The sequence below is a fragment of the Pseudonocardia yuanmonensis genome, from assembly GCF_039542425.1.
In the GTDB taxonomy this organism is placed as follows: domain Bacteria; phylum Actinomycetota; class Actinomycetes; order Mycobacteriales; family Pseudonocardiaceae; genus Pseudonocardia; species Pseudonocardia yuanmonensis.
The window spans coordinates 21371-37891 of sequence record NZ_BAABIC010000011.1; the positions used below are offsets into that span (position 1 = coordinate 21371).

Annotated in this window: 18 protein-coding genes; 9 read left to right on the forward strand and 9 right to left on the reverse strand. The window is 74.3% G+C overall.

What is annotated here, in order from left to right; all coding sequences use genetic code 11:
- Positions 1-12: 12 nt before the first annotated feature.
- Both ABD990_RS17200 and ABD990_RS17205 read right to left on the reverse strand, forming a co-directional pair.
- Positions 13-4452 (reverse strand): HAD-IC family P-type ATPase, encoded by a 4440-nt coding sequence (locus tag ABD990_RS17200; protein WP_345381556.1) that lies wholly within the window; start codon positions 4450-4452, stop codon positions 13-15.
- Between the two features lie 131 nt (positions 4453-4583).
- Positions 4584-5087, reverse strand: coding sequence for a hypothetical protein (locus ABD990_RS17205; RefSeq protein WP_345381557.1), 504 nt, complete (start codon positions 5085-5087; stop codon positions 4584-4586).
- Positions 5088-5534: 447 nt separating this feature from the next.
- On the opposite strand from ABD990_RS17205, the gene ABD990_RS17210 reads away from it, so the two are divergent.
- The 7 genes from ABD990_RS17210 (at position 5535) to ABD990_RS17240 (ending at position 9597) form a co-directional block, all read left to right on the forward strand.
- A complete protein-coding gene (locus ABD990_RS17210; RefSeq protein WP_345381558.1) occupies positions 5535-5981 on the forward strand; it encodes a CorA family divalent cation transporter in 447 nt (148 codons plus the stop codon).
- Positions 5975-6343 (forward strand): CorA family divalent cation transporter, encoded by a 369-nt coding sequence (locus ABD990_RS17215; RefSeq protein ID WP_345381559.1) that lies wholly within the window; start codon positions 5975-5977, stop codon positions 6341-6343. Before ABD990_RS17210 ends, ABD990_RS17215 begins: the two co-directional genes overlap by 7 nt.
- 325 nt (positions 6344-6668) lie before the next feature.
- On the forward strand, positions 6669-7532 hold the full coding sequence (locus ABD990_RS17220) for a nuclease (protein ID WP_345381560.1): 864 nt from the start codon (positions 6669-6671) through the stop codon (positions 7530-7532).
- Between the two features lie 80 nt (positions 7533-7612).
- On the forward strand, positions 7613-7762 hold the full coding sequence (locus ABD990_RS17225; RefSeq protein ID WP_345381561.1) for a hypothetical protein: 150 nt from the start codon (positions 7613-7615) through the stop codon (positions 7760-7762).
- Positions 7763-7910: 148 nt separating this feature from the next.
- Complete coding sequence (locus ABD990_RS17230; protein ID WP_345381562.1) at positions 7911-8180, forward strand: hypothetical protein; 270 nt, start codon at positions 7911-7913, stop codon at positions 8178-8180.
- A 320-nt stretch (positions 8181-8500) separates the two neighbouring features.
- A complete protein-coding gene (locus ABD990_RS17235) occupies positions 8501-8974 on the forward strand; it encodes a GNAT family N-acetyltransferase (RefSeq protein WP_345381563.1) in 474 nt (157 codons plus the stop codon).
- A gap of 290 nt (positions 8975-9264) precedes the next feature.
- Positions 9265-9597, forward strand: coding sequence for a hypothetical protein (locus ABD990_RS17240; protein WP_345381565.1), 333 nt, complete (start codon positions 9265-9267; stop codon positions 9595-9597).
- A gap of 115 nt (positions 9598-9712) precedes the next feature.
- Here the strand turns inward: ABD990_RS17240 and ABD990_RS17245 are convergent, their stop codons facing one another.
- From ABD990_RS17245 to ABD990_RS17275, 7 genes are all read right to left on the reverse strand, one after another.
- On the reverse strand, positions 9713-10354 hold the full coding sequence (locus ABD990_RS17245; RefSeq protein ID WP_345381566.1) for a maleylpyruvate isomerase family mycothiol-dependent enzyme: 642 nt from the start codon (positions 10352-10354) through the stop codon (positions 9713-9715).
- Positions 10351-10842 (reverse strand): SRPBCC family protein, encoded by a 492-nt coding sequence (locus tag ABD990_RS17250; RefSeq protein WP_345381567.1) that lies wholly within the window; start codon positions 10840-10842, stop codon positions 10351-10353. Before ABD990_RS17250 ends, ABD990_RS17245 begins: the two co-directional genes overlap by 4 nt.
- Complete coding sequence (locus tag ABD990_RS17255; protein ID WP_345381568.1) at positions 10839-11198, reverse strand: ArsR/SmtB family transcription factor; 360 nt, start codon at positions 11196-11198, stop codon at positions 10839-10841. The genes ABD990_RS17250 and ABD990_RS17255 overlap by 4 nt, the downstream gene beginning before the upstream one ends.
- A gap of 292 nt (positions 11199-11490) precedes the next feature.
- Positions 11491-12186 carry a class I SAM-dependent methyltransferase gene (locus ABD990_RS17260; protein ID WP_345381569.1) on the reverse strand — a complete coding sequence of 232 codons (696 nt, stop codon included), beginning with the start codon at positions 12184-12186 and terminating at the stop codon, positions 11491-11493.
- A gap of 86 nt (positions 12187-12272) precedes the next feature.
- Positions 12273-12473 (reverse strand): cold-shock protein, encoded by a 201-nt coding sequence (locus ABD990_RS17265; protein WP_345381570.1) that lies wholly within the window; start codon positions 12471-12473, stop codon positions 12273-12275.
- Between the two features lie 153 nt (positions 12474-12626).
- Positions 12627-13823, reverse strand: coding sequence for a cytochrome P450 (locus ABD990_RS17270; protein ID WP_345381571.1), 1197 nt, complete (start codon positions 13821-13823; stop codon positions 12627-12629).
- Between the two features lie 145 nt (positions 13824-13968).
- On the reverse strand, positions 13969-14817 hold the full coding sequence (locus tag ABD990_RS17275; protein WP_345381572.1) for a hypothetical protein: 849 nt from the start codon (positions 14815-14817) through the stop codon (positions 13969-13971).
- 193 nt (positions 14818-15010) lie between these two features.
- Between ABD990_RS17275 and ABD990_RS17280 the strand changes: the two genes are divergently transcribed.
- Both ABD990_RS17280 and ABD990_RS17285 read left to right on the forward strand, forming a co-directional pair.
- Positions 15011-15829 (forward strand): DUF4397 domain-containing protein, encoded by an 819-nt coding sequence (locus tag ABD990_RS17280; protein WP_345381573.1) that lies wholly within the window; start codon positions 15011-15013, stop codon positions 15827-15829.
- Complete coding sequence (locus ABD990_RS17285) at positions 15830-16504, forward strand: class F sortase (protein ID WP_345381574.1); 675 nt, start codon at positions 15830-15832, stop codon at positions 16502-16504.
- Positions 16505-16521 lie beyond the last annotated feature (17 nt).

A 16521-nucleotide genomic window follows, 5' to 3' on the forward strand; every position in this document is an offset into this window, starting at 1 on the left:
GAGGACCGAGCGTCACCCGTCGCGATGACGGCCGGGCGCCCGCTGATCGGCCTCCCGGTGACGGTCGGGTGACAAGCGGGCACCTGCGCGGTCGGTGAAGCCCTGGGCGACGAGCTGAGCAAGGCCGGCGCCGGCAGCGGCGCCCAGCGCCACGGCCCACTGGTGCGGCAGGAGCGGGCGGGAGCCGACGACGTGGCTCAGGCCGGGCACCTGCACGGCGACCGCGAGCAGGGCCAGCGAGGCCACGACCGCGAGGGCGACGAGCGGGGTGCGTCCCCGCACGGCGAGGGTCTGTCCCAGCTGCGCGCCGACGAGTGCGACGAGCCCGGTGGTGCCGGCCTGGCGGGGCGTGCTCACCGGCCGGACGAGCAGCCATGCAGCCGTGGCCGTGACGGCGGTGATGCTCGCGCGGACGGCGATGTCCCGGTTGAGCGAGCGCCCCAGGGACCGTTCGGGGCCTTCCGCGAGCAGCGCCTCGGGGCTCACCTCGGGCGGGGGCCGGACGGCGACGGCCATCGCCGGCAGGACGTCGGTGAGCATGTTGACCAGCAGCAGCTGCCGGGCGTTGAGCGCGCCCGGGCCGCCGATGATCCCGGTGCCGAGAGTGTAGGCGATCTCACCGAGGTTGCCGCCGAGCAGGATCGACAGCGCGTCCCGCACGGAGGACCACATGCCGCGGCCCTCGACGACGGCGTCGGTGAGCGTCTCGATCCGGTCGTCGGTGATCACGACGTCGGCGGCCTCCCGGGCGGCCGGGGTGGCGCGGGTCCCGAGCGCGATGCCGACGTCGGCCAGGCGGATCGCGGGGGCGTCGTTGGCCCCGTCGCCGGTGACCGCGACCGTGTGGCCGTTCTGCTGGAGCAGCCGGACTATGCGTGCCTTCTGCGCCGGGGTGACCCGGGCGTAGACCGCCGTGCGGGGCAGGGCCTCGACGAGCCGGGCGTCGTCGAGCCGGTCGAGGTCGGCACCGGTCAGGACGTCGCGCCCGTCGAGCAGGTCGAGCTCGGCCGCGATGGACCGCGCCGTGCTGGGGTGGTCGCCGGTGATCATGGCGACGTCGACCCCGGCGCCGCGCAGCGTCGCGACCGAGCGTGCCGCCGTCGGCCGGACCGGGTCGACGAGGGCGACCAGGCCACGGAACTCCAGGTCCGTCACGTCGGCCTCGGCCAGCCGATCCTGGTCGGGGACACGGCGCTGCGCGACGGCGAGCACCCGATGCCCCTGCCGGGCCAACCGGTCGACCTCGGCCTCGATCCCGGCCCGGGCGTCCGGTGCCGACGTCCCGCCGCCGCGGGCCCCCGCCGTGCACAGCGGCAGGACGACCTCCGGCGCGCCCTTCACGCTGATCCGGCTGCCGCTGCGACCGCGCCAGAGGGTGGCGTGGTAGCCGCGGTGGGTCTCGAACGGCAGCTCGTCGAGCTGCTCGACGAGCGCGTGCCCGTTCTCGGCGCTGATCCCGAGCAGCTCCGCACCGCGCAGGACGGCCTGATCGGTCTGGTGGGCGACCTGGCGGGGATCGGCGCGGAACGGGCTGGCCCGCACGGCGGCGGCCACGACGTCGCGCAGCCCCTCGGGCAACGGATCGTCCACGGTGGCCGAGGCGGTGCCGTCGGAGACCTGGCGCAGCGTGATCCGGCCTTCGGTGAGGGTGCCGGTCTTGTCGAAGCACAGTGCGGTGACCCGCCCGAGGGCTTCGATGGTCGAGGAGTTGCGGACCAGGGCGCCGCGGGCCGACAACCGGCGCGCGGCGGCGAGCTCGGCCACGGTGGCGACGAAGGGCAGGCCCTCCGGCACGGCGGCCACGGCCAGGCCGACCGCCCGGGTCAGCGCCGCCCGCACCGGTCGCCGCCGGAGCAGGTCGATCGCGATCACCAGCACGCCGGCGCCGACCGTCAGCGGGAGGACCCGCGCCGTGAGCTCGTGCAACCGCATCTCGACCCCGGTCGGCGGGGCCTGCTCGCCGTCGCGGCGGAGGGTGCGGCCGACCTCGGTGGACGTCCCGGTCGCCACGACGACGGCCTCGCACCGCCCGGCCGCGACGACGGTGCCCTCGTAGAGCATCGAGTGCCGGTCGGCCAGGGTGCGGGCGCTGCTCGCCCGGACCGACTTCGCCACGGGTGCCGACTCCCCGGTCAGCGAGGACTCGTCGATCTCCAGGTCGTGCGCCGACAGGACCCGGCAGTCGGCGGGCACCGCGTCGCCGGCGTGCAGCCGGATCACGTCGCCGCGGACGAGCTCGTCACTGCGCCGCTCGTCCTCCGTCTCGCCGCGCCGGACCCGCACCCGGGTGGCGCTGCTGCGGTGCAGCGTGCGCAGCGCCCGCTGCGCACTCACCCGCTGCACCCCGCCGATCAGGCCGTTGAGCGCGAGCACGCCGAGGATCAGCAGCGGGTCCAGCAGCGAGCCGGTGACCGCCGAGATCCCCGCCCCGGCGCCCAACGCCGGGGTGACCGGGTTCGCCAGCTCCTCCACCGAGGCGCGAACGAGGCCGACCTCCGACCGCTCCGCGGGCGAGGGCCGGTCCTGCTGCCGGCGGCGCGCCTCCTGCTCGGACAACCCGCCGCGAGAAGTCTCCACCGCGTCCAGTACCGCGCGGGCCGACATGGCGTGCCACGGTGTCCGGTCGGAGGGCACCGGACCCGGCCGTCGGCCCGGATCCGAGCCGCACCACGTCCCGTACCCGAGGGCGAGCAGGGCCGCGGTGTGCACGGCCGCCGCCGCCCGGCCGCCCGCACCGGTGGGTGGCCCCAGGAGCGCCAGCACACCGCCCAGGACCGATCCACCGATCGCGAGCTGCGCGGCCCGGCGACTGGTCCGGTGCGCCGGGGAGACGGCGTCGAGCACCAGGCACACCTCGGCCGCCGTGCCGGCGAGGACGTCCGCGGTCCACGGTGGACCGCTCCGGCGTCCCGGCACGAGCCCGACCCCGACGTCGGCGGCGTCGAGCGCGGTGGTGCGCCGGCTGACCAGTGCGACGACATGCCCGTCGGTCTGCAGTCGGGTCACCGAGTCGGCGAGCTCCGCTCCTCCCGGCACCTGACCGTCGGCGTCCAGGCGCCTGGCCAGCTGCCGCGGCCCGGCCACCAGCACCAGCCCCGCACGCCCGGCCGCGGCGACGACGGCCTCGGCGTAGGGGTCCAGCTCGTCCTCCACCGCGACCAGGGCGCGGACCTCGTCCGCACGGCGCAGGGCCAGGACGACCGAGGAGCGCCGGGCCAGCTCCGCCGCGGCCTCGTGGGCCTGCGACGGCAGTGCAGCCGGGTCGTCGAGGGGCACGACCGCCCAGCCCTCGCGGGTGCGACTACGCCTCGGCCTGCGCAGGTCGACGAGGTCGTGGGCCCGCTCGACGAGCTCGGACGACTCGTCCTCCGCCGACCCGGCCACGGGCACCACCTCGGTGACGACGTATCGGCCGGTGCACAGCAGGTCGACGTCGAGCACGATCGTGTCGACCCTGTCCAGCCGCCGCAGCGCCGCCCCGTCGAGGACCAGGCTTCCCCGCTCCGCCAGGTCACGGCCGAGCCGCGCGGCGAACGCCTGCCGGCCCACCTGCGCCGCCTTGGGCACACCGACCGCGAGGGCCGTGCTCGCGAGCGGGACGGGTCCGGTGAGACCCAGTAGGAGCCCGCCGCCCAGGGTGAGGCCGGTCGCCCACTCGCTCACCGTCTCCACCGGTCCCGGCGGTACCGACACCGGCCGGGACCGCGCCGGCACCGCCTCGGCCCGGTGTCCGCTCTCCTGCTCGGCCAGCGCGGTCTCCCACGCGGCCCACGCCCGCCGTCGTGACTGGGCCTCCCGGTGGACGACGTACCGCTGCGCCGCGTCCACCGCCAATCCGACCGGGCGCCGCCCGGCGGCGTTGGAGATCGCCGACGCCCCACCCAGCAGCACGTCGGTCGCCGCCTCGCCCAGCGCCTGCGCCAGCACACCGCGCAGTCGAGGTGTCGCGTCGATCAACGCCACGATCGACCCCGGCACCGTGATCGGCAGGACCGGTACGGCCCGCCCGATCGCGGTGTAGAGTAGGCCCGTCGTGTGCAGGCCCACCAGCGCGGCCTCGCGCAGCGCGCGAGCCGGGTGTCCGGGGTGTTCGCGCCCGGACCGCGGTGCTTCGGCGAGCCCGCTGTCCTGCTCCACCGCGCGGACCACGCGTTCGATCTCGGCTTCCCCCGCCGATCCCGGGTCGAACTCGACCATGACGGTGCCGAGGACGGCGTTCACCTCGGCACGGCGAACGGCCTCGTGCCGCGCGATCCCCGCCTCGGCCCTCACGGCCGCGTCCGGATCCGTATGCACCCCGCGCAGGGGAAGGTGGACGCGCTCCGGCGAACCGGACCCGATCCCCGTCCCCACCGCGGAGATCAGCTCGGTCACGCCGTTCGCCGTGGCCACGGCCGTGCCCGCGACAGTGCCGACGGCGACGGCCGCTACGTCGAGCACGCGTTGCAGCACCGGGACTCCCGCGGACGCAGCGATCCGGGCGGCGGACCGGGGCCACTCTCCGGAAGGGCGAGCCGCTCCGGACCGCCGCGGATGCGATCGGGTGAGACGTGCCGGGTCTCGGGCGGCCCGGCCGGAGACGATCAGGACGTGCCGCTCGTCTCTCCACCATTCGCGCCGGACGTGTCGGCGACCTCCGCGCGTACCGGCTGCTCCGGCCCGCGCGGCGCGACGTCCACCTTGCCCCGGCTGGCGAGCGCGCTCCCGATCCCGATGGCCGCCGCGACCGGCCACTCGATGACCCCGGCCACCGCGGTCACCGCCAGGCCGCCCATGAACAGCAGGGACCTGCCCGACGGCAGCATCGACCGGGCGCCGCGCGCCGCAGCCTCGAGGTCCTCCCGCTTCGGCGCGTGCAGATCCGGCGCCCGGAACTGAGCCGTCACGAACGGCAGGTTCACCGTCGCCGCGCGGCGCCCCTCGAAGCGCCCCTCGCCGGGCTGGTCAGGGCGGACCTGCTCGGTCTCGGACGGCTTCTGCCCCGTCGACGTCCCGGTGGGGGACGTGCCTTCCTCGGTCTGTGTACCGGCGGCCTGCGCCCCGCCCGCTCCGGCGGTCTTCTCGGCCTGCCTCGCCCTACCCGCCACGATTCACCTCGCCGAACCCCGAGATCCGATCGGACATCTCTTCTCGAGATGGCCCGTCAGCGAACCACAGCGGACCTGCTGATGTCGGCGGATGCCCGGCCGACCACCCGAACGTCCGGCGCCGCTCGGCGAGTTCCTGCCGGCGCACCAGCAGCCAGCCCGACGAAGAGCCCAACCCGTCCGCCTGAACGCACCCGCCCGGAGCCGAGGCGCTCCGCGGCCCGGTCGAGCTGTCACGCGGGATCGGGGTGCCCGTGGGTCGGCCGTCGGGCAGCCGCCGGACACATTTGACGCGGCGGACTGCCAGGTACTGAACGTCGTCCCGGGAGCCGTGGCCGCTCCGACACCCGCGTGGAAAGGACGTGATCCATGACAGGTCCGCGCCCGGTACCCGAACCGGAGCCCGCCCCTGGCGATCCGCACACCCCGGGAGGACGCGCACCCAGCGTGACGACCGCGGAGCCACCCCGCTGCGCGACCCGCACGCGGCTGTACCGGGCCGGGAAACTGGTCGACGAGGGCTTCCCGGCCGAGCAGATCCGCGGACACCTCGACGCGCACGACGACGCCGTGGTCTGGCTGGACCTGCACGATCCCGACGAGTCCGACCTCGGCATCCTGATCGCGGAGTTCGGGCTGCATCCCCTCGCGGTGGAGGACGCGGTCGTCGACCGGCAACGCCCCAAGCTCGACCGCTACCAGTCCCACCTGTTCGTCAACCTCTACGCCGTCGACCTCGACGAGGACGGCTGCGCGCTCGTCACCAGCGAGATGAGCGCGTTCGTCACGGCCCGGGCCCTCATCACCGTCCGCAAGACCGACTTCGACATCGACAGCGTGCTCGCCCGGTGGGACGCGGCGCCCGAGTCACCGTCCCCCTGCGCGAGGTGGTGAACCGGCTGCTGCGCGACGACGAGAACATCCCGCTCACCAACCCCACCATCGCGCCCTACTTCCAGGACGTCTACGACCACGTCCTGGGCGCCGCCGAGACGGTCGACAGCACCCGCGACCACGTGGCCAGCATCCTCGAGAGCAACCTCAACGAGCAGGGCAACGAGCTCAACGTCATCACCCGCAAGCTCGCCGCCTGGGCCGCGATCATCGCCGTGCCCACCGCGATCACCGGGTGGTACGGGCAGAACGTGCCCTACCCCGGCTTCGAACAGCCCTGGGGCTTCGTCACCAGCAGCCTGCTGATCCTCGTCCTGGGCGGGCTGCTCTACCTCGGACTGCGCCGCAAGGGCTGGCTCTAGCACCTTCGAGGACGGACCGGCGGTGGGCCGGACCGAGGACTACACGTACCTGAGCACGGCGTTGCCGAGCCTGGCGTGAGCGGAGAGTCGGGCCGCGTGGAGGCGGTCTACCACAGCAGCACCGACGCCCCGGGACCCGACGGCGTGTGGCGCTACCACCGGGTCGGCTGACGGGGGTGGCGGGCCTCAGCGACGCGGCGAGGCGCCGCCGTGGCAACCGGCGCGCCGGACGAGTCGATGAACAGCCGATGACGACCCTCCCCGGGCCCGGCACGAGGGCTCGCCCGGCGTGCCGCGACGGAGGAGACGGAGGAGGGTGAACCCCGTGCCACTGACGCTGATCAAGGGCGGTTTCCGCATCGTCGGCGCCGCTCCGGACGGGGATTCCATCCGCTTCCACCCCGCAGATCCCGACGCCTTCGCCAGAGCCGGAATCGCCGTACGCACCAGCAGCACCGGCGGCGCCCAGCTGCGGCTCGAGGGCATCGACTCCCTCGAGACCCACTACAGCCCCCGCGTCGGCGGCCTCGGCCAACTGCACCAGCCGATCCGGCTGGCCGAGCAGGCCGCCGCCCTGCTCCCCCGGCTGCTCGGCTTCACCGAGGTCGAACGCGACGACCAGACGGTCGTCTCGTCCATCCCGGAACGCGTGCCGGGCTACATCCTCACCCGCTTCGCCGACAAGTACGGCCGCTGCGTGGCCTTCGCCTTCGGCGGCGAGAGCGCCCACGCCGACCTGGAGTCGGTGTTCGTCCGACCCGAGGATCTGGCAGGCAGCGCCAACAGCGGAATGCTCGACACCGGGCTGGTCTACCCGACGTACTACAGCAAGCTCTTCCCGGACCTCCGTGCTGCGCTGACCGACGCCTGTCGCCGCGCCCGCGACGCGCGCCGCGGAATCTGGGCCGAGGACGTGACCGAGTCCGGGTTCACCGTCACCGGCCTCGAGACGCTCACCGAGCAGGCCGTGATCCTGCCCAAGCTCTTCCGCCGCCTCGTCGACTACCTTGCCCTCGGCGACGGCGACGCCTCGCTCGGCGGCTTCCCCGCCTACCTCGCCACCGTCGACGACCGGCTGGTCATCGCGAGCACCGCCGCCGTCACCGGCTTCGACAACGTCCTCGAGATCCAGGGGCAACAGGTCCGCATGACCCACCCACCCGAGGACCTGATCTTCATCGAGGCCTGACGGCGCCACCAGGGCTCGTCGACGACGCGGAACGCCGAGCTCGGCTCAGCCGGTCGCCGCCCGAGGGCAGGAGCACAACGGTGAACATCGTCGCTCGACGCCACCCGCCGTTCACCCGGCCCGCGCAGACTCGGCGGATGGCGCGCGACCGGATGCTCGGTGCCCTGCTGACGATGGCCTTGCTGATCGCCACGGCCATGACGGGGCTGTGGTTCCTGCTGCCTGCGTGACGGCAGTTCACCCAGCAGCGTCGCGGGGAGGGTGACCCGCTTCCCGCCGGGACGACCTCGGCCTCCAGCCGGTCGGCGCGCTCCTGCTCCTGCCGACTCGGCCAGGTATGCGTAGCTTTGCCGGCCCCCACACGCGCACACTCGGTGCATGGCGGTGAACGTTCGGTTCGAGGACGGTCCGGCTCGCGGCCAGGTCGTCCGGTACGGCTACATGTCCATCCCGCTCCCCAGCCTGTTCTGGACGGACTCGACCTCCGGTCGCGGCGCCGTCTACAAGCGGGTCGAGGAGCTCCCCGACATCACCGGCGCCTGGCGCTACCGCCAGGTCCGTGCACCGGGCCGGGTGAGCGGCCCGCCGGGATCGTCGGCCGTGTGTGCGGTCCCGACACCATCGCCCCTTCATCCGGCCGGTGCGTGACGGCGGGCCGACGACGAGCGGATCCGGCCCCCCGACCGCCTCGGAGCATTCCGTCGGACAGTCCAGCGTGGACAGCACCTGGCTCGGCGCCGCGATGCGGCCGGGACGCTCGTGCTGCACCCGCGCCGAGACCGACGAACCGGGAAGGGCCGTTCGCCCCTTGCAGCACACCGAGTCGACAGGGCCAGAGTGGCCGGCGTGCTCGATCTGGGACCGCACCCCGCACCCGCGGGATTCGTTCAGGCGACGATCGCCTGCGGCGACCGCCCGAGAGGATCCACCGAGCGCGAGCCGGTGTATCGGCTCGGAACGGATTCGGCATGACGTCTCCACCCGTGCAGCTGCGGGAGATCACCGACGACAACCGGAAACGCGTGCGCGCCCTCCGGGTCCGGCGTGAGCAGCGACGGTTCGTCGCCTCCGTCACCGAGTCGCTCGAGGACGCCGCGGCGGAGCCGGAGGCCCGGCCGTGGGCGCGAGCCGTCTACCTCGGCGACGAGCCGGTCGGATTCGTGATGCTCTCGTGGAACGCGCCGGACTACTTCCTGTGGAGGCTGCTCGTCGACAAGCGGTACCAGGGGCGCGGGATCGGTCGGGCGGTGCTCACCCGGATCGCCGACCTCGTGCGGGAGGAGGGTGCCGACGAGCTGCTCACCAGCTACGAGCCGGGCCCGGGCGACCCGGGCCCGTTCTACCGGAAGTTCGGCTTCGAGCCGACCGGCGAGGTCGACGACGACGGCGAGATCGTCCTGCGGCTGCCGCTGTCTCCCCCAGGAGCCGGCTCGAACCGGTGATCCGGGTTGCTCGGAGCCTCCGGACGTGGAGCCGTTGCCGGCTCTGCCCCGCGCCCCCGCTGGATCGCCGGCACGGTCTGACCGTCCTCGGCAGGGCCGGGGCGCAGCGCGCCCGACGTCGCCCGGAGCAGCTGAGCGCTCCGCTCCACAGGTCGCAGTGGTGGCGGCCCTCGCTGCCTCACCAGCACTCACCTGGGGTGGACGATGTCGCGGAGGTCCGACGCAGGCACGCTGAGCGGCCTTCACCGTCCCACCGGGTCCGCCCGCGGCCTGGACGAGGAGGACCGCCCATGTCAACGACCACCACGCCGGTCGACGCGGCACAGGAACCGCCGGCGACCGCCAACGAGACGCCCGTCATCCGGGTCGGCCACGGCGAGCTGTTGCGCGCGATCGAGAAGAACATGCAGGAGAACTCGGTCAGGGTCGAGATCGCGGGCCTGGGGACCGTTCGGCTGCCCGCCCTCGACGCGCTGGCCTGGCTCGGTGGTCTGGCCACCCTGGCCGCCGTCGGGATCCTCGAGTGGCCGGTGGCCGCCGCGATCGGCGCGGGACATCTGCTCTCCCGTCAGCGGCACCTGCGACTCCTCCGGACCTTCGGGGAAGCGCTCGAGAAGGCGTGAGCCTCGGGCCCTCCACGGCTCCACAGCCCGGTGGCCTGGCGCCGTGGACTCGTCCGCGGTTCAGATCTCCCCACCGTCAGGTCCGACCGCCGGCGATCCGAGTCCACTCGCGGTCTCAGCCGCCGATGCGTTCGGCGAGCTCGGGCAGCCCGGGCCCGGACAGGTCACCGGTGATTCCGCGGCGGCCGGCGAGCGCCATGAGCAACGCCTCGCCCGGCCCCGACACCTCGGGACCTTCGCCGGTGGTCCAGTCCAGGTCGGTCGCGGTGAGGGTCAGTCCGCGGATGCGCTTCCTCGCACCGATCGTCGGGGCGGTCCTGGCGAACTCCAGGACGACGGCGAGCCGCTCGGCCGGGAGATGACGAGGCAGCCCGAGGGGTCGGCGGATGTCCTGGTGGTGGATCGTGCCGTCGGTCAGCGCGATGCGTCCACCGAATCCCGCCGTGAGTCCACGGGGACGCTGGTGCGCCCTGGCCAGGGCGACGAGCTCATCGGGGCTGCGGTCCGCGTAGTCGGCCAGCCCGAGTGCGTTCGGGCCGCCGCGCGTGAACCGGCCCCTCGCGAAGCGTCTGATCAGCCCGATCGTGCCGAGCTCGTCGTAGCTGAACATGTGGGCGACGACGTCGCGGACCCGCCAGTCCTCGCAGAGCGTCGGTGCCTTCCACTGCTCCGGGGTGAGGGAGGCCAGCAGGTCGGTGATCTCGGCCCGCTCGGCCATCGCCATGGCCATGTAGTCGGGGCGGCCGGTGCGCGTCATCGGTCGGCCCGCTGGGCAGCCACGATCTTGGCGAACCCGTCCAGCAGCAGCGCCCACCCGCCACCGCCGTTGATCGCGTCGTTGATGTTCCGGCCGCCGTCGAGGCGTTCGAAGTAGCGGTGCTCGACCTCGACCACGCTCTCCTGCGGGCCGGTGGCGGTGAACCGGGCCTCGATCTCGCTGGCCTTGGCCGGGTCCGGATCGAACTGCCAGGAGCCGTTGATCTGCCAGGTGAACACCAACCGGTGGGGCGGCTCCCAGACGAGCACCCGGCCCCAGTCGCACTCGCTGCCGTCGACACCGCGCTCGAACCAGCGCCCGCCGACGCCGGACTCGAGCACGACTTCGGCGAGTTCGGCCTGCCCGATGTGGTACTGGTGCGGCCACCACGCGTCGACCGAGGCGGTGAACACCTCGAAGGCGCGCTCGACCGGGACCGCCAGGGAGACCGTGCCGGTGATGGGCGGGATCGGGGCCGTGCCGGTCATGGGTTCTCCTCGCTCCCGGGGCCGGTGGCCGGGTCGGTTCCCCAGTCGGGCGGGGTCGCCTCGGCCGTCTTCTGGAAGTCGGTGAGGGCGTCGCTCCAGACCCCGTCCAGCCAGGTCCGCAACGCGGTGACGCCCTCGGGGTTGAGCCGGTAGATCCGGCGCGTGCCCTCCGCGCGGCTGACGACCAGCCCGCCCTCGCGCAGCACCCGCAGATGCTGCGACACCGCCGGTCGGCTGATCGGCAACTCGTCGGCGAGCTGCTGCACCGAGCTGGGCCGACGCGCGAGCAGCTCGAAGATGGCTCGGCGGCTGGGGTCGCCGAGCAGCCCCAGTCCCGCATCTCCGTTAGCCGTCACAAACGGTAAGTGTAGACGAACGGAGCCGGGCTGAGTCAAGAACAAGGCGGAGCCGAACTGGGCGAGGGGGTGACGGCAACGACCGCCACGCCCTGGCCGCCGGGGGCACGACGCCGACCGGTGGAGGCGCCGGCTCACCGCCTGACCGTGAAGGACGCGGTCGCCCTGGACGACCTGGTCGGGGTCGTCGAGCAGGAGGGTGCCGGGGTGCGTGCCGAAGTAGCGCACGCCCTCGCCGCGGACCACCGGGACGACGTCCATGGCGACCTGTCGACCAGGCCCGCGGGCACGCTCACCGTGGCAGCGGTCCACCTCGGCGGAGCCGGTGCACGCTCACCTCGGGATCGGCGGTGCCGGTGGTGCCGACGGTCGCCCACCTCTCGCACGCGGCGAGGAAGTCACGGGCGGGCGCGCGTCCCTGATCGGCGAGCCAGATCTCGCCCGCGCCGCACACGAGCCGGGGGAGCAGCGCGCCCAGGGCGTCGAGTCCGTCGTGCAGGTAGAGCACGTCGGCGGCCAGGACGAGGTCCCACGGAGCACCGGCGATCGCCGACCAGGGGTCCGACCAGTCGCACTGCGCCACCTCGAGCCGGATGCCGTTACGGCGGGCGTTGTGTGCCGCGAAGGCCAGGGCGCCGGGCGCACGGTCGGTGGCCAGGACCCGCGCCCCGCCCTGCGCCGCGGCGAGGCTCGGCAGGGCGAGGCCGCACCCGAGCTCGAGCACGCGCGCCCCGGTGACGTCCGCGCGGGAGACGGCGCGCGCGAGCTCGATCCCGCTCGGCCACGGCTGTGCCCAGTAGGGCGGCTCGTCGCCGCCCTTGCCGAGGTTCTGCTGGTAGATCTGGTCGAGCGCGTCGCGGGGGTGGAGGAGCTCGATCCGCCCGGTCGGCAGGTCGACAGCGGTGTGGCCGATGCCGAGCAGGCCGGAGGGCGCGTCGGCTGCGGGGACGTCCCCGTACAGGGTGAATCCGCTGGTGGCGGAGGGCATGCAAGCCTCGGATCTCTCGCGGGGCAGCCCGCGTTCGGGTGCGGCACCGAGGGTGCCGCTCGTACCGCGCCTCCGGGCGCGATCGGTCAGAGCCGGTAGACGCCGGACGCGACGAGCCCGGACGGTGACTCGCGCAACTCGAACTCGACGCGATCGCTCGGGTGCAGGCTCTGGCTCCCCCCACCGTCGATCTGGACTCGTCGCACGGGAACCTTCCTGCCGTCGTCGAGGACGATGAGGCCTGTCCCCTGCTGGGGGTCGAACCACTCGACGGTTCCAGTCGCCATTCCCGGCTCCCTGCGCCCCGGCTGTGAAGACTCATCGGGCGACCCGGGTACGCGCCTCGACAACTGCTGAGGTTCCGACCCTACGCGTCTCGTCCCATCGGGGGGCCGACCAGTACGGGCCGGGTGACGGCGGTGTCCGTTCTGCGGGGGTCGTCACGCGTCCCAGGTGACCGGGAGGCTCTTCACCCCGTAGATGTCCGCGGTCTCCGGGCGCAGGCGCACCTCCTCGGCCGGCACGGCCAGGCGCAGCGTCGGGAATCGGTGGAGGAGCGCGGGGAACGCGACCCGCATCTCGACGCGCGCCAGCTGCTGGCCGAGGCACTGGTGGATCCCGTGGCCGAAGGCCAGGTGCGGGCCGTCCTGCCTGCGGAGGTCGAGCACGTGGGGATCGGTGAAGCGTTCGGGGTCACGGTTGGCGGTGCTGTAGGACAGGATGACGGTCGTCCCGGCCTCGATGGTTCGGCCGCCCAGCTCGACGTCCTCCAGCGCCGTCCGCATGAACGTCTTGGCGACGCTCAGGTACCGCAGCAGCTCCTCCACGGCCCGGTCGGCGAGCCCGGGATCGTCGCGCAGCGCGGCCAGCTGTGCCGGGTTCCGCAGCAGCGCGAAGGTGCCCAGCGCCAGCATGTTCGCGGTGGTGTCGAGCCCGGCGGCCAGCAGGATCAGGCTCATCCCCTTCAGCTCCTCGTCCGTCAGGTCGCTGTCGGTGAGGTCGCTGAGCACGTCGTCGGTGGGGTCGGCGCGCTTGGCGGCCACCAGCTTCGCGAGGTACTCCTGGGTCGCGGTGTAGGCCGCCATCAGGTCCTCGTCGCTCGTCTCCCCGCTCATGAACGACCCGACCTGCTCCTGGAAGGAGCCCCGGTCCTCGTAGGGCACCCCCAGCAGCTCGCAGATCATGACGGCGGGGATGGGCGTGGGGAACGCGGTCACCAGGTCCGTCGGTGGCCCGGCCTCCTCCATGGCGTCCAGGTGCTCGGCGGTGATCTGCTCGACGCGCTCGGTGAGCTGTCGCATCCGCCGGACGGTGAACCTGCCCACCAGCGGCTTCCGGTAGCGGCTGTGCTGCGGCTCGTCCATGAGGAGGAACTCGCCGGGCGGCGCCGGAGGGACCTCCATGCCGGTGATGTCGATCGTCGGATGGCGCATGAGCTCCTTGCGCGAGCTGAACCGCGGGTCGGCCAGGACCGCCCTGACGAGGTCGAACCCGGTGACCAGCCAGCCCGGCCTCCCGCCGGGGAAGGCGTACGGGCTGATCGGGCCGTGCTCGCGGGCCCGGATCAGCTCCGCGGGCGGGTCGAAGGGACAGCCGGGCCGGCGCTCGGTCGGCAGCGTGGTGACGACGTGGTCCATGGTCGTTCCTCTCGGCGGTTCGGCCCTCGTCGCGTGGGCCCGTCGACGACGAGGGTCGGGTCCACCGGTTTCACGGCGCCTTCACCGCCGTTGCACGCCCACCGCAGGTCCGCCGGCGGCGCCCGGTTCGCGCTCCGGGTGCCGCTCAGCCTGCCGCGAGCCGGCGCCGCCGAGGACCGGCCAGCCGCAGCGGGCGCCGCCGTCGCACCCCGACCGCGGCGGCGATCACGACGGCCAGCCCGACCGCGGCACCGACCGCGAGCACCGGCTCTCCGGCCCCGCGCGCCCCGAGCACGGCTCCCGCGAAGGCCCACACGACCGCGGCGAGGTAGGGCAGCAGCCCGCCGGTCCAGCGGAGCAGCGCCACGGCGGTCGCGGTCGCCCCGGCCAGGACCGCCGCCTGCCCGAGCAGCCCGGCCACCCCGTCGAGCGGCGCCCCGGACGCGACGAGGGCCGTGGTGAGGTTCAGCCAGATCGCGATGCTGCTCCACCCGAGGTAGAGCCCCAGCGTGCCCCACAGCACCGCCCGTCCGTACCCGCTCCACGCACCGACACGGTCCGCCTCGCGCAGCGCCACCCGGGTCGCGGCGAGCAGCCCGGCCAGCATCACCAGGAACACCGCCAGGGTCGCCCAGCGCGGCTCGAGCTCGGCGGCGACCAACCACGCCGTGAACCCGGCGAACACCACCGTGAGCGGACGCGCGATCCGCACCCGGAGGTCGGGGTCCGGCCCGCCCGGCGCCGCCGCCCACACCGCCCACAACAGCGACAGGACCTCGATCACCACCCAGATCGAGAACGCGTAGCCGGCCGGCACGATCGCCGGCTCACCGGCCCGGTCCGCGGTGGTGAACACCCCTCCCCCGCCCAGCGCCGCGATCAGCGGGGCCGCGACGAGCTGCCCGACCGCGAGCACGACCAGCGCCACCGTCCAGCCGCTCCACCGGCCGGACCGCCGACCCCGGCCGCGGACGTCCTTGAGCACACGCGTCATGACGACTCACCCTCCCGAGAAAACCTCGATGGTCAAGAGATTCCGGGTTGCCGCCGGGAGCCGCAAGTCGATCTCGGAGAAAGTCCCGGCAGGTGCATCCGCCGGGCGGCACCCGGCGGTAGTGCGGGATGTCAGCGAGCCGGTCGGGCCTGGCGGCCACGGCTCGACGCCCTCTCTCCCAGGAGAACCCTCCATGCGACGTCTCGCTCTGGCCGTCGGAAGTGTGCTGGCCGCGTGTGCGGCCACGATCGCCATCGCCCCGGCGGCGACCGCGCAGGAGACCGGCAGCGTCCACGTGGTGCACGGCATCCCCGACACCCCCGTCGACGTCTATGTCGACGGGCAGCGCGCGCTCGACGACTTCGCCCCCGGCACCGCGGCCGGCCCGGTCGACCTGCCGGCGGGGTCCCGCACGGTCGCCCTGTTCCCCGCCGACGCCGCCGACGGGTCCGGGCAGCCGCTGCTCTCCGGGCGGGCCGACGTGCCCGCGGGCGGGGACGTCACCCTGGCGGCCCACCTGGACGCCGGCGGCTCCCCGACCCTCACCCCGTTCGTCGACGACGTCTCGCCGGTCCCGGCCGGGCAGGCGCGGCTGGTCGTGCGGCACACCGCCGCCGCACCGGCGGTGGACGTCCTCGCCGACGGGAGCCCCGCACCGACCGGGCTCACCAACCCGAACCAGGCCGCGGCCGAGGTGCCGGCCGGCACGCTCTCCGCCGCCGTCGCCGCGGCCGGCACGACCCAACCGGTCCTCGGACCGGCGGACCTGCAGCTCGCCGAGGGGACGGCCACGTTCGTGCACGCGGTGGGATCGCTGAGCGCGGGCAACCTCCAGCTGGTCACGTTCACCGTCGAGGGCCTGCACAGCGCGCCCGCGGGCGTGCCGGCCGGCGCACCCTCCGGCGCGCCGTCCGGGTCCGACGGGTGGGCGCCGATCGGCGTGGCGGCCGGTCTCGCGGTGGTCGGCCTGTCCGCGGCGGCGCTGCGGCGAGGCTCGGCGACCCGTTCCTGAATGAGCGGGACGCACGGGCCGCGACGCGGGACCGCGACGGCCGCGCTGGTCGTCGGGCTCACCCTCGCGGTGGGGTCCGGGACGGCCTGGACGACGGGCCCGGCCCAGCCGGGCCCGTCGATCGGGGCCGCCCGGTCCACCGCACCGGCGCAGCCGGTGACGGTCTCCCCCGCCCCGGCGGGCGGGCCACCGCGGACGAGCGGGTCGGCGGCGGCCGTGGCCCCGACACACCTCCGGGTGGACCGCGCGGACACGACCGTGATCGACGCGCCGCTCCTGCCCGTCGGGGTCGACGACGCCGGGCGGATGAGCGTGCCGGAGGACGTCTCGGCGGTGGGCTGGTACCGGTTCGGGCCGGCGCCCGGCGATCCGCGGGGCTCGGCGGTGCTCGCCGGGCACGTCGACGACCGGATCCAGGGCCCGGGGGCCTTCCACGGGCTCGCCCGGCTCTCGCCCGGCGACCGGCTCACCGTCGCCCTGTCCGACGCACGCGTCCTCGCGTACGTGGTCGCCGACGTCGGGCGGGTGGCGAAGGCCGCGCTGCCGACCGGCGAGTTGTTCGGCCGCGACGGACCGCCCCGGCTCACCCTGGTGACCTGCGGCGGCCCGTTCGACCGCGGCACGCGGGACTACCGCGACAACGTCGTCGTCACCGCGGTGCCGGATGCGCGGTGACGGGTCAAGGTCGACAT

Excerpts from the sequence above, each read along its gene's own strand:
- ABD990_RS17230 (WP_345381562.1), top strand. The coding sequence starts at position 7,911 with ATGGCGGTGAACGTTCGGTTCGAGGACGGTCCGGCTCGCGGCCAGGTC.
- ABD990_RS17235 (WP_345381563.1), top strand. The coding sequence starts at position 8,501 with ATGACGTCTCCACCCGTGCAGCTGCGGGAGATCACCGACGACAACCGG.
- ABD990_RS17240 (WP_345381565.1), top strand. The coding sequence starts at position 9,265 with ATGTCAACGACCACCACGCCGGTCGACGCGGCACAGGAACCGCCGGCG.
- ABD990_RS17245 (WP_345381566.1), bottom strand. The coding sequence starts at position 10,354 with ATGACGCGCACCGGCCGCCCCGACTACATGGCCATGGCGATGGCCGAG.
- ABD990_RS17250 (WP_345381567.1), bottom strand. The coding sequence starts at position 10,842 with ATGACCGGCACGGCCCCGATCCCGCCCATCACCGGCACGGTCTCCCTG.
- ABD990_RS17260 (WP_345381569.1), bottom strand. The coding sequence starts at position 12,186 with ATGCCCTCCGCCACCAGCGGATTCACCCTGTACGGGGACGTCCCCGCA.
- ABD990_RS17265 (WP_345381570.1), bottom strand. The coding sequence starts at position 12,473 with ATGGCGACTGGAACCGTCGAGTGGTTCGACCCCCAGCAGGGGACAGGC.
- ABD990_RS17270 (WP_345381571.1), bottom strand. The coding sequence starts at position 13,823 with ATGGACCACGTCGTCACCACGCTGCCGACCGAGCGCCGGCCCGGCTGT.
- ABD990_RS17275 (WP_345381572.1), bottom strand. The coding sequence starts at position 14,817 with ATGACGCGTGTGCTCAAGGACGTCCGCGGCCGGGGTCGGCGGTCCGGC.
- ABD990_RS17280 (WP_345381573.1), top strand. The coding sequence starts at position 15,011 with ATGCGACGTCTCGCTCTGGCCGTCGGAAGTGTGCTGGCCGCGTGTGCG.
- ABD990_RS17285 (WP_345381574.1), top strand. The coding sequence starts at position 15,830 with ATGAGCGGGACGCACGGGCCGCGACGCGGGACCGCGACGGCCGCGCTG.